Raw genomic sequence first — 11,257 nt, 5'->3', positions numbered from 1 at the left:
GGGCAAGGACGTCGTCATCATCGGTGGCGGCGACACCGGCGCGGACTGCCTCGGGACCGCGATCCGGCAGCAGGCTCGCTCGATCACCCAGCTCGAGATCATGCCCCGTCCGGCCGAGGAGCGACCCGGCCACCAGCCGTGGCCGACGTACCCGATGACCTACCGGGTGGCCTCGGCCCACGAGGAGGGTGGCGAGCGTGTCTACGCCGTCTCCACGCAGGAGTTCCTCGGCGACGACGAGGGCAATGTCCGCGCGCTGAGGATGGTCGAGGTCGAGCTGGTCGACGGCCGGTTCCAGGAGGTCGAGGGGAGCGTCCGTGAGATCCCCGCGCAGCTGGTGCTGCTGGCGATGGGCTTCACCGGCCCGGAGACCGACGGAGTCGTCTCGCAGCTCGGTGTCGGGCTCGACGAGCGTGGCAACGTGTCGCGGGACGCGTCCTACATGACGTCGGTCGACGGGGTCTTCGTCGCCGGCGACGCCGGCCGCGGGCAGTCGCTGATCGTCTGGGCCCTGGCCGAAGGCCGGTCCTGCGCCGCGGGCGTGGATGCCTACCTGAACGGCGCCACCACGCTGCCGTCGCCGATCCGGCCGACCGAGCGGCCCCTCGTCGTCTGAGCGGACCTCTCGTCCCCGATGTGGGCAGTTCATCACGGAATCCCGTACCCGGTTTCGTGTCCAACTGCCCACATCGGGAACGCGGCCCTGCCGTGGGGCCGCCTTTCGACAGAATTCTGATTTTCGAACAACAAATATCGCGGGTCGGGTCGCGTGGTCCTGGGGGTGCGCTCTAGGGTTGAGTGGTGCGTAGAGCAAAGATCGTCTGCACCATCGGTCCCGCCGTCTGGTCGGAGGAGAAGATCCTCGAGCTGGCAGAAGCAGGCATGAACGTCGCCCGCCTCAACCTGAGCCACGCCGACCACGCGACCCACGATCGTTCGTTCGCCTGGATCCGCAACGCCGCAGAGGTACACGGGGAGCCCATCGCGATCCTGGCCGACCTCCAGGGCCCCAAGATCCGCCTCGGTCGGTTTGGCTCCGGGCCGGTGCCGCTCGCGGTCGGTGACTCGTTCACGATCACCGTCGAGGACGTCGTCGGTGACCAGCACCGGTGCTCGACGACGTACGCCGGGCTGACCGGCGACGTCAATCCGGGCGACGCGATCCTCATCGACGACGGCAAGGTGCGTCTGCGCGCGACGGAGGTGACGGACAAGGACGTCGTCACCGAGTGCGAGGTGCCCGGCCTGCTCAGCGACAACAAGGGCATCAACCTGCCTGGCGTGAGCGTGAGCGTGCCCGCTCTCTCCGAGAAGGACCGTGACGACCTCCGGTGGGCGTTGCGCGCCGGCGTCGACTTCATCGCGCTGTCGTTCGTCCGCCACGGCGCGGACGCCGACGACGTCCGCGCGATCATGGACGAGGTGGGCGTCCGCCGACCGGTCATCGCCAAGATCGAGAAGCCCCAGGCCGTCGAGAACCTCGACGAGATCATGAATGCCTTCGACGGCATCATGGTCGCGCGAGGCGACCTCGGTGTCGAGCTGCCGCTGGAGGACGTCCCGATCGTCCAGAAGCTGATCGTCGAGAAGGCTCGGCGCAACGCCAAGCCGGTGATCGTCGCCACGCAGATGCTCGAGTCGATGATCTCGGCTCCGCGGCCGACACGAGCCGAGGCCTCCGACGTCGCCAACGCCGTCCTCGACGGTGCCGACGCCGTGATGCTGTCGGGCGAGACGAGCGTGGGGGAGTTCCCCATGGAGACCGTCCGCACGATGGCGCGGATCGTCGAGAGCACCGAGGAGCACGGGCTCCCGCGGATGGCGGCGTACCACTGGGACCCCCGGACCCGCAGCGGCGTCATCGGCCGTGCGGCGGCGGGCGTGGCACAGAGCATCGGTGCCAGATATCTCTGCGCGTTCACGACGTCGGGTGACAGCGCCCGGCGCATGACACGCTACCGGTCGACGGTGCCGGTCCTCGCCTTCACCCCGGACCCGGTCGTCCGCAACCAGCTCGCGCTGTCGTGGGGAGTCCAGACCTTCCTGGTGCCCGAGGTCGAGCACACCGACATGATGGTGCTCCAGGTCGACCGTGCGCTGCTCGCCATCGGTCAGTGCTCGGAGGGCGAGGAGGTCGTCATCGTGGCCGGCAGCCCGCCGGGGATCGCCGGCTCCACGAACGCCCTGCGGATCCACCGGATGGGCGACGCGATCAAGGGCATCTCCCCGGCGTACACGACACGGCTCGTCCGCGACTAGCGTCGCCGCGCGCGCGGACTCCTGCCACGACGAAGCCGGCCCACCCCGCGCGGGAGTGGGCCGGCGTCGGCGTACGGCGACGGCGCTCAGGCGACGCCGAGGTAGGCCTCCTTGACGGCCGGGTCGGCCAGCAGCTCGGGGCCGGTGCCCGAGCGCGTGATCCGTCCCGTCTCCAGCACGTACGCCCGGTCGGCACGGCTGAGCGCCTGGTTGGCGTTCTGCTCCACGAGCAGCACCGTGATGCCCTGCTCGTTCACCTGCGAGATGATCGAGAAGATCTGCCGGATGAACTGCGGCGCCAGTCCCATGGAGGGCTCGTCGAGCAGCAGCACCTTGGGTCGGCCCATCAGGGCGCGCCCGATGGCGAGCATCTGCTGCTCGCCGCCGGACAACGTGCCTCCCGCCTGGGTCTCCCGCTCCTTGAGCCGAGGGAACAGGTCGAAGACCCGGTCGAAGCTCTCGTTGACCGTGTCACGCTCCTTGAGCGCGTACGTCCCCATCTCGAGGTTCTCGCGCACCGTCATCGCGGGGAAGATGCCTCGACCCTCCGGCGTGAGGGAGATGCCACGCACGACGCGCTTGTGGCCCGCGAGCTTGGAGATGTCCTCGCCCTCGAACATCACGGTGCCGGAGGACAGGCTCAGCAGCCCGGCGAGCGCGCGCATCGTCGTGGTCTTGCCGGCACCGTTCGCGCCGATGAGGGTGACGATCTCACCCTCGTCGACCGTCAGCGAGATGCCGTGCAGCGCCTGGATGCGTCCATAGTGGACAGAGACGTCGTTGATCTCGAGCAACGCCACGTCAGTCTTCCTCTCCGAGGTAGGCGGCGATGACCGTCGGGTCGTTACGGATGTCCTTGGGGAGCCCGTCGGCGATCTTCTTGCCGAACTCCAGGACCACGATCCGGTCGGTCACCCCCATCACGAGCCGCATGTCGTGCTCGATGAGCAGCACCGTGTAGCCGTCGTCGCGGATGGTCCGGATGAGCTCCATGAGCTCTTCCTTCTCGGCAGGGTTGAAGCCTGCCGCCGGCTCGTCCAGGCACAGCAGCTTGGGGTCGGTCGCCAGCGCGCGGGCGATCTCGAGCCGGCGCTGGTAGCCGTACGGGAGAGCGCTCGCCTGGTCCATCGCCTTGTCGGCGATGCCCACGAACTCGAGCAGCGCCATGCCGCGGTCGATGGCCTCCTTCTCCTCGCGGTAGAGCCGCGGGGTACGGAACAGCGAGCCCCAGACACCCACCTTGTGCCGGGCGTCGAGACCGACGACGACGTTCTCCAGAGCCGTCATCTCGCCGAACAGGCGGACGTTCTGGAAGGTCCGCGCGATGCCGAGCCTCGTGATCTTGTGCTGCTTGCGTCGGCCGATCGCCTCGCCCTCGAGGAGCACCTGGCCCTCGGTGGGGCGGTAGACGCCGGTCATCGCGTTGAAGCACGTGGTCTTGCCGGCACCGTTGGGACCGATGAGACCCAGGATCTCTCCGCGCTTGATGTCGAACGACACGTCGTCGAGCGCCGTGAGTCCGCCGAAGCGCATCGTGAGGTTCTGGATCTCGACCAGTTTGTCCCCGACCTCGACGGCGATCTCGCGCTCCGGAGCAGCGAGCTGGGCCACCTCGGAGTCGAGCGGCGGCGGGGCGTCCGGCTTCGGGGTGGCCGACGGGGGAGTGAGCTTGTCGGTCACTGTCCTGCCTCCTTCGTGGCCGGAGCGGAGGGAGCCTCGGAGAGGTTCGCGATCCGCTTGTGCGCTCGGCGTTCGAACGTGAGCAGGTGGGGACGCTTGCCGAAGAGACCCTGCGGCCGGAAGATCATCAGCACGACGAGCACGGCACCGAAGATGAGGTACTTGTACTCGGCGATCGCGGTGAACCGCAGCGGGATGTAGGCCACGAGCGCCCCGCCGATGATCGCTCCGAACTTGTTGCCCTGGCCGCCGAGGACGACTGCCACGAGGAACATGATCGACATCTGGACGTCGAACCGCTGGTTGTTGACGAAGCCGATCTGACCGGCCGCGATGGCACCTGCGCCGCCGCCGAGGGCGGCGCCGATCCCGAACGCCCACAGCTTGAAGCGGAAGGTGGGGACGCCCATGATCTCGGCGGCGTCCTCGTCCTCACGCAGGGCGATCCAGTTGCGTCCGACACGGCTTCGCTCGAGGTTGCCCAGCGCGATCATGATGACGATGATCACCGTGATCGTCAGCCAGTACCACGGCGCGCCGGCGCTGTTGACGAACACGTCGTTGCCGTCCGCGTCCTGGCCCGGCGGGCGACCCACGTTCTGGAAGCCGACCTGGCCCTTCAGCGCCGGGATGATCGTCGCCAGCAGGCGGATGATCTCGCCGAAGCCGAGCGTCACGATCGCCAGGTAGTCCCCGCGGAGCCGCAACGTGGGGATACCGAGCAGCACCCCGAACACCACCGTGACCATGGCCGCGAGCGGCAGCGTCAGGAGGTAGGGGATGTGCACCAGCGTGGAGTCCGGCGACGTCCACAGAGCGGCGACGTAGGCACCGACGGCGAAGAAGCCGACGTAGCCCAGGTCGAGGAGGCCCGCCTGGCCGACGACGACGTTCAGGCCGATCGCGACGAGGGCGTAACGGGCCATCTCGGCACAGGCGAGCGGCCAGTTGTTGCCGGGCTCGGTGGTGATCAGCGGGATGTTGACCAGCGGCAGCGCGAAGGCCGCCGCGACGGCGATCAGCAGGAAGCCCCACTGACCCGTGCGCGGAAGATGGTTCCACCAGTACGAGAGACCTCGCAGGCGGGACGGCTTGGTCGTCTCCTCGACCAGCTCGTCGGCGCGGGCCTGGGACTCCGAGGCCCCGCCCATCGGCGTACCGGTGCTCATGCCCTCACCTTTCCGAGGTTGCTCCCGAGGATGCCTTCCGGTCGGACCATCAGGACGACGATCAGGACGACGAAGCAGACGACGTCGGTCCACTGCGCGCTCCCGAGCAGGATCTGCCCGTAGTTGCCGATCAGTCCGAGCAGCAGCCCGCCGAGGAGTGCTCCCCGGACGTTGCCGATGCCGCCGAGGACTGCCGCCGTGAACGCCTTGACCCCGAGGAGGAAGCCACCGAGGTAGAGGACGCCCGACGGCACCTTCATGACGTAGAAGAGCGCTGCCACACCGGCGAGGAGGCCACCGATGATGAACGTGCTGATGATGATCCGCTCGCGGTTCACGCCCATGAGGGTGGCCGTGTCGGGATCCTGCGCGACAGCGCGGATGCCTCGACCCAGCTTGGTCCGCCGGATGAACTGGTCGACCAGGATCATCATGAGGATCGCTGCGCTCACGATGAGGATCGAGTCGAAGTAGATCAGCGTCCCGCCGATGTCGAAGATCGCCTTGTTCTCGAACATGATCACCGACGGCTCGGGGTTGGGCCCGCGCCAGACGAAGATCAGGTACTGGATGACGAACGACATGCCGATCGCGGAGATCAGGAAGACGAGCCGTGGCGCGCCCTTGTCACGCAGTGGTTTGTAGGCCACCCGTTCGACGATGAAGGCTGTGATGGCGGACGCGAGCATGCCGAAGACCACCGCCAGCAGCAGGTTCGCTGCGATCGCGTACCAGGCGAGGTTCGGGACGGACGGGCCGAAGCCGAGGGACGTGAGGGTGAAGACGATCGCGTACGCACCGACGATGAAGACTTCGGAGTGCGCGAAGTTGATGAGGTTGAGAACGCCGTACACGAGCGTGTACCCGAGCGCGACGAGTGCGTAGATGCCGCCGAACGTGAGTCCGTCGACGGTCGCGCTCCAGAAGTTCGCGCCCAGTGCCTCCCAGTCGAGGGTGATCCACTGGTCCACTAGGGCTCCTTTTGGGAGTCGGAAGGGGCAGAAAGGGGGCCCGTCTGGATCAGACGGACCCCCTCCGTTGGGCAGTCGGTTGTTACTCGATCACGCCGACCGAGACGATCTTGCCGTCCTGCACCTTGTAGCCGTAGACGGGAAGCTCGGTGAGCTCACCGGTCTCGTCCCACTTGAAGGTCTTGCTGATGCCCTGGGCGTCGTAGTTCTTGACCCAGTCCTTCAGCTTGGCGCGGTCGGTGTTGCCGGCATCGATGCCCGCGAGGAGCACGGTCGTGGCGTCGTAGCCCTCGACCGAGTAGGTGCCGGGGTCGACACCCTTCGAGACTCCCTTGTAGGCGTCGGCGAAGCTGGTGATCAGCTCACCGGGGATGCACGGGCAGGTGAAGTAGGCGTTGCTCGAGGCATCGCCGGCCTGCTTGACGAACTGGTCGTCCTTGACGCCGTCCGGGCCGATGAAGATGCCCTTGTAGCCCTTGCTCACCAGCTGCTGGTTGAAGGGTGCCGCCTCGGCGTAGTAGCCCGAGTAGAAGACCGCGTCCGGCTTCGCGGCGAGGATCTTGGAGATCGTGGCCGAGAAGTCCTTCTGGCCCGTCGTCACCTTGTCGGTGCCGACGAGGGCGTCACCGAGCGCCTTGGTCGTGGAGGTCGCGAGGCCGATGCCGTAGTCGGAGTCGTCCTGGACGACGTAGACCTTGTCGGCGCCGAGCTTCTCGGCGAGCACCGGCACGGCCGGGCCCTGGACGTTGTCGTTGCCGAGACCGCGGAAGAACGTCGTCCAGCCGTTGGTCGTCAGCAGCGGGTTCGTCGCCGACGGCGTGATGTGGACGAGTCCGGCCTGCTCGAAGATGTTGCCCGTGGCCTTGGACTCACCCGAGAAGGGGAGACCGACGACACCGATGATGTTCTCGTCGTTGGTCGCCTGCGTCACCGGGCCGGTGGCCTTGTTCGGGTCGCCCTCGGTGTCGAACTTGCGCAGCTTGACCTGGCAGTTCGGGTTGGCCTCGTTGTGCTCGTTGATCGCGAGCTGGACGCCGTTGAGGATGTTGATGCCCAGCTGGGCGTTGGGGCCGGTCTCGGCGCCGAGGTAGGCGAGCGTGGTCGTCGCCGGGCACTCCGCCTTGCCATCGCCGGCCGGGGTGACGGCATCGTCCGGGGCGTCGATTGCGGTCTGGACCTCGAGCTCGGGAGCGGCGTTGTTGTTGTCGTCGCCGTTGTCGCCATCGTCGTTGTTGGCGCAGCCCGCGAGGGCCAGGGCCAGCGCTGCGGCGAGCGCGAGCGCCTTCGTGGAACGAGACACGGTGGTGTCCTCCGATTCGTCGTGCCCGGCCCCGGAAGTGCCGAGGGCGGGGGTGGTGCGTCCCATGCAGTAACTGCATCGTTTTAGCACAGCCGAGGGCGTTCGCAGCCCGATGATGGCAAGCCGTTATGAAACGGTTGGAATCCCTTACGACACGGTTGTCCCGGTCAACGATCTTGGGCGAGGGCGAGCGTCAGGGACGCAAGGTGCGCGGAGATTCCTCGGTGCGCTCGCGAAGGTGAGGTGTGCCGGGTGCGGGACTCGAACCCGCACGCCCTCTCGGACAGTGGTGTTTGAGACCACCGCGTCTACCATTCCGCCAACCCGGCTCGCGCCCGTCGGACACCGGCAGGCGCGGGATAACCTTACTCATGTGACATCTGCGCAGAGCACCCCTGGTAGTCCCTCTCCCGTCCGTCGCGTCGTCATCGCGGAGGACGAGGCCCTCATCCGCCTCGACCTCGCCGAGATGCTTGCCGAGGAGGGCGTCGAGGTCGTCGGTCAGGCGGCCGACGGCGAGCAGGCGGTCGCCCTCGTCGAGGAGCTTCGTCCGGACCTTGTCGTGATGGACGTCAAGATGCCCAAGCTCGACGGGATCTCGGCCGCCGAGCGGATCGCGGCGCAGCGGATCGCGCCCGTCGTCATGCTGACCGCCTTCAGCCAGCGCGAGCTCGTCGAGCGGGCCCGGGACGCGGGCGCGATGGCCTATCTCGTCAAGCCCTTCAGCAAGGCAGACCTCGTCCCGGCGATCGAGATGGCCGTGAGCCGGTTCGCCGAGGTCGCGGCCCTCGAGGCCGAGGTGGCGAACCTGGAGGACCGGCTCGAGACGCGTCGCGCGGTGGAGCGGGCGAAGGGATTGCTGCAGGAGGCTCTCGGGGTGTCCGAGCCGGCGGCGTTCCGGTGGATCCAGAAGACCGCGATGGACCTGCGTCTGCCGATGCGTGCCGTGGCCGAGGGCGTCGTGGAGCACGGACCCACCCTCGGTGGTGCGGCGGTCGCCGACGGCGCTGCCGGACCCGCAGACGACGCGCGGGAGTAGGCCCGACGGTCGTCAGCGCAGCCAGACCACCGACTGGACGAGCAGCGGCGCGACGACGAGCGCGGGCAGCATGTCGCCCACCGCGACGGATCTGAGGTTGAGCAGCCGCAGGCCCACGCCGACGAGGAGGACGCCACCGGTGGCGGTGAGCGCCACGACGTGCGGCTCGGGCACGAAGGACCCCAGGAGCGCCCCCAGCACAGTGAGGCCGCCCTGGACGACCCCGACGGTGATGGCCGCTGCCATCACGCCGACCCCGAGCGATGCGGCGAACGCGATCGCCGCGAACCCGTCGAGCGCGGACTTGAGGAGGAGCTGCTCGGCACCCCCGCCGAGACCGTCGGTGAGGGCTCCCAGGATCGTCAGCGGCCCCACGCAGAACACGAGTGACGCGGTGACGAAGCCTTCGACGAACCGTGCGCGCGCCCCCTCGTCGTCCGATCCGCCGAGACGGCCCTGGAGCCACGTGCCCGAGCTCTCCAGACGGTGCTCGAGGCGGAGCAGCGACCCGATCAGCCCGCCGATGACGACCGCACCGAGCACGATGAGGACGGGCGCGCTCGGGCCGACGGCGTCGGACAGGACGCGGTCGGTGACGGCAACGGCCGAGAGCCCGGCGATGAGGAGCGTCACCAGGCCGAGCCCGTCGGTGACGACGACGCGGGTGCGGGCCGGCAGACGGTTGCCGACGAGCAGGCCGATCCCGGACCCGACGAGGACGGCGACCACGTTGGCGACCGTTCCTGCTCCGACGAACACGAGTCTCCCTCCCCAGCCCGCTGACAGCGGGCTCCGCCACGGCGTAGTGTTTCACTCCGAACTCGACACCATGCCGCTCGGTGCGGGCCTTCGCCCGCCGGAGCACGAGTCGCGGGCCGCCGCTCGCAGGAGGAGGAGTGGTGGCGCGCCTTCAGATGGAGGTCCGTGAGGCAGTCCCCGGTGACGCCCGCAGCCTGATCGACCTCTGGTCGGTCTGCGTCGCGGAGGGCGCTGCGCTCGCCGACCCGACGCAGGTCGTGGCCGCGTGGGAGGAACCCTCGGAGGACGAGGCGCGGCAGGCGCTGACCCTCGTGGGCGACTCCACGTCTCGGCGGTTGTGCGTGGCGGTCTTCGGTGACCGGGTGGTCGGCGCCATCCACGTCGACCTGTCCCCGGCGACGCCGCTGCACCTTCGGACGGTCGTCGTCGTGAGCGAGCTGCACGTCGACCCGCGCTTCCGCCGCAAGGGCGTCGCCTGCGCGCTGATGAACGTCGCGGTGGACTGGGCCGAGCAGGTCGACTCTTCGCTGGTGTACGCGTGGGCGCCGTCGGACTCGCGCGACGCGCACCGCTTCCTCACCCGGCTGGGGTTCGGCCACTACGCCACAGTGCGTGCCGCGAAAGTGCGGGTCCTGAGGGCGCGCGCCGTCGGCCGTACGGGCGCCAGCCGGGGCACGGGGCGCCTGATCGCCGTGCGCCGGTCGCTGCGCCGTACGCGCGGGGAGCTCGCCGCGGTCCCCGCCGGCGACTGAGCCGGTCGGTCGAGGGAGGGGCCGGTCGGCCGGACGAACGCTGTCTGCCGCGCCCGTTAGAGTCGGTGCGTGGATTCGACCAGCACCGCTGACACCGCACCGGCCGACGACGCAACGGTCGACAACGGCCGTCTGCTCCTCATCGACGGTCACTCCGTCGCCTACCGCGCGTTCTTCGCGCTCCCCGTCGAGAACTTCTCGACCACCACCGGACAGCACACCAACGCGGTCTACGGCTTCACGTCGATGCTGATCAACGTGCTCCGCGACGAGCAGCCGACCCATCTCGCGGTCGCCTTCGACGTGTCCAGGCAGACGTTCCGCAGCGAGCAGTACGCCGAGTACAAGGCCAACCGCTCCAAGTCGCCGGAGGAGTTCAGCGGCCAGGTAGCCCTGGTCAAAGAGGTGCTGGACGCGCTGCGGGTGACCTATCTGGAGCTCGAGGGCTACGAGGCCGACGACATCATCGGCACCCTCGCGACGCGCGCCGAGCAGGACGGCTTCGAGGTGCTCATCTGCACCGGCGACCGCGACGCCCTGCAGCTGGTCACCGACCGCACGACCGTCCTCTATCCCCGCAAGGGCGTCTCCGACCTCGCGCGCATGACGCCGCAGGCGGTCCAGGACAAGTACGGGGTCGCCCCGGAGCGCTATCCCGACGTCGCCGCACTCGTGGGCGAGACCAGCGACAACCTCCCCGGCGTCCCCGGCGTCGGTCCCAAGACGGCGGCCAAGTGGCTCGCCCAGTTCGACGGCCTCGAGGGCCTGGTCCGCGACGCTGACAAGGTGCCGGGCAAGGCGGGGCAGTCCTTCCGCGACCACCTCGGCGACGTCGTGCGCAACCGTCGGATCAACGCCCTGGTCCGAGATCTCGACCTCCCCGTCACGACGGCCGACCTCAGCCTGCAGCAGTGGGACCGCGATGCCGTCCACCGCGTCTTCGACGGGCTGGAGTTCCGAGTGCTGCGCGACCGCCTCTTCGAGACGCTCTCGACCGAGGAGCCGGAGGCCGAGGAGGGCTTCGAGGTGGCCGGGGAGGTGCTCGGCGAGGGCCAGGTCGGCCCCTGGCTGGCCGAGCACGCGCCTCCCGGCGTCCGGGTCGGTGTCCAGGTGAGCGGCGCCTGGGGGCGCGGCACGGGGCGCGTCGATGCCCTGGCCGTCGCCACCGCCGAGGGCGCTGCCGCCTGGTGGGACGTCTCCACCCTCACACCGGCCGACGACACCGCGGTCGCGTCGTGGCTGGGCGATGCCGACCGGCCCAAGGTGATCCACGACGCCAAGGGGCCGATCCTCGCGCTGCGGGCGCAGGGATGGGCCGTGGACGGGAT

The 11,257-nt window shown here is 69.0% G+C and carries 11 protein-coding genes and 1 tRNA gene; 5 read left to right on the top strand and 7 right to left on the bottom strand.

What is annotated here, in order from left to right:
* Both PV363_RS11405 and pyk read left to right on the top strand, forming a co-directional pair.
* A partial coding sequence (locus tag PV363_RS11405; RefSeq protein WP_301022376.1) for an FAD-dependent oxidoreductase occupies nt 1–616 on the top strand: 616 nt, incomplete at its 5' end.
* Between the two features lie 185 nt (nt 617–801).
* Complete coding sequence (gene pyk, locus PV363_RS11400; protein ID WP_220344425.1) at nt 802–2,259, top strand: pyruvate kinase; 1,458 nt, start codon at nt 802–804, stop codon at nt 2,257–2,259.
* An 86-nt stretch (nt 2,260–2,345) separates the two neighbouring features.
* Here pyk and PV363_RS11395 read toward each other — a convergent pair whose 3' ends face one another.
* The 6 genes from PV363_RS11395 to PV363_RS11370 all read right to left on the bottom strand — a co-directional run bounded on the left by PV363_RS11395 (nt 2,346) and on the right by PV363_RS11370 (nt 7,708).
* Nucleotides 2,346–3,053, bottom strand: a complete 708-nt coding sequence (locus PV363_RS11395; RefSeq protein ID WP_255559471.1) for an ABC transporter ATP-binding protein — start codon at nt 3,051–3,053, stop codon at nt 2,346–2,348.
* A gap of 7 nt (nt 3,054–3,060) precedes the next feature.
* Entirely contained in the window at nt 3,061–3,939 is an 879-nt protein-coding gene (locus PV363_RS11390; RefSeq protein WP_301022375.1) for an ABC transporter ATP-binding protein, read from the bottom strand.
* Nucleotides 3,936–5,108, bottom strand: coding sequence for a branched-chain amino acid ABC transporter permease (locus tag PV363_RS11385; RefSeq protein ID WP_255559403.1), 1,173 nt, complete (start codon nt 5,106–5,108; stop codon nt 3,936–3,938). Before PV363_RS11385 ends, PV363_RS11390 begins: the two co-directional genes overlap by 4 nt.
* Nucleotides 5,105–6,079, bottom strand: coding sequence for a branched-chain amino acid ABC transporter permease (locus tag PV363_RS11380; protein ID WP_220344427.1), 975 nt, complete (start codon nt 6,077–6,079; stop codon nt 5,105–5,107). The genes PV363_RS11385 and PV363_RS11380 overlap by 4 nt, the downstream gene beginning before the upstream one ends.
* An 82-nt stretch (nt 6,080–6,161) precedes the next feature.
* Nucleotides 6,162–7,379 (bottom strand): branched-chain amino acid ABC transporter substrate-binding protein, encoded by a 1,218-nt coding sequence (locus tag PV363_RS11375; RefSeq protein ID WP_301022374.1) that lies wholly within the window; start codon nt 7,377–7,379, stop codon nt 6,162–6,164.
* Nucleotides 7,380–7,625: 246 nt separating this feature from the next.
* A tRNA-Leu gene (locus PV363_RS11370) sits at nt 7,626–7,708 on the bottom strand.
* Between the two features lie 44 nt (nt 7,709–7,752).
* On the opposite strand from PV363_RS11370, the gene PV363_RS11365 reads away from it, so the two are divergent.
* Nucleotides 7,753–8,418: a response regulator gene (locus PV363_RS11365; protein ID WP_301022373.1), complete on the top strand. Its 666-nt coding sequence runs from the start codon at nt 7,753–7,755 to the stop codon at nt 8,416–8,418.
* Nucleotides 8,419–8,430: 12 nt separating this feature from the next.
* Here the strand turns inward: PV363_RS11365 and PV363_RS11360 are convergent, their stop codons facing one another.
* Nucleotides 8,431–9,177: a DUF554 domain-containing protein gene (locus tag PV363_RS11360; RefSeq protein ID WP_220344430.1), complete on the bottom strand. Its 747-nt coding sequence runs from the start codon at nt 9,175–9,177 to the stop codon at nt 8,431–8,433.
* Nucleotides 9,178–9,317: 140 nt separating this feature from the next.
* Between PV363_RS11360 and PV363_RS11355 the strand changes: the two genes are divergently transcribed.
* Together PV363_RS11355 and PV363_RS11350 are read left to right on the top strand one after the other, a co-directional pair.
* Nucleotides 9,318–9,929: a GNAT family N-acetyltransferase gene (locus PV363_RS11355; protein WP_220344431.1), complete on the top strand. Its 612-nt coding sequence runs from the start codon at nt 9,318–9,320 to the stop codon at nt 9,927–9,929.
* A 69-nt stretch (nt 9,930–9,998) separates the two neighbouring features.
* A partial coding sequence (locus tag PV363_RS11350; RefSeq protein ID WP_301022372.1) for a 5'-3' exonuclease H3TH domain-containing protein occupies nt 9,999–11,257 on the top strand: 1,259 nt, incomplete at its 3' end.

Source organism: Mumia sp. (genome assembly GCF_028803055.1).
Classification (GTDB): Bacteria; Actinomycetota; Actinomycetes; order Propionibacteriales; family Nocardioidaceae; genus Mumia.
Note: the sequence above shows the minus strand (reverse complement) of the source record. Positions and strands in the feature narration are given on the sequence as shown.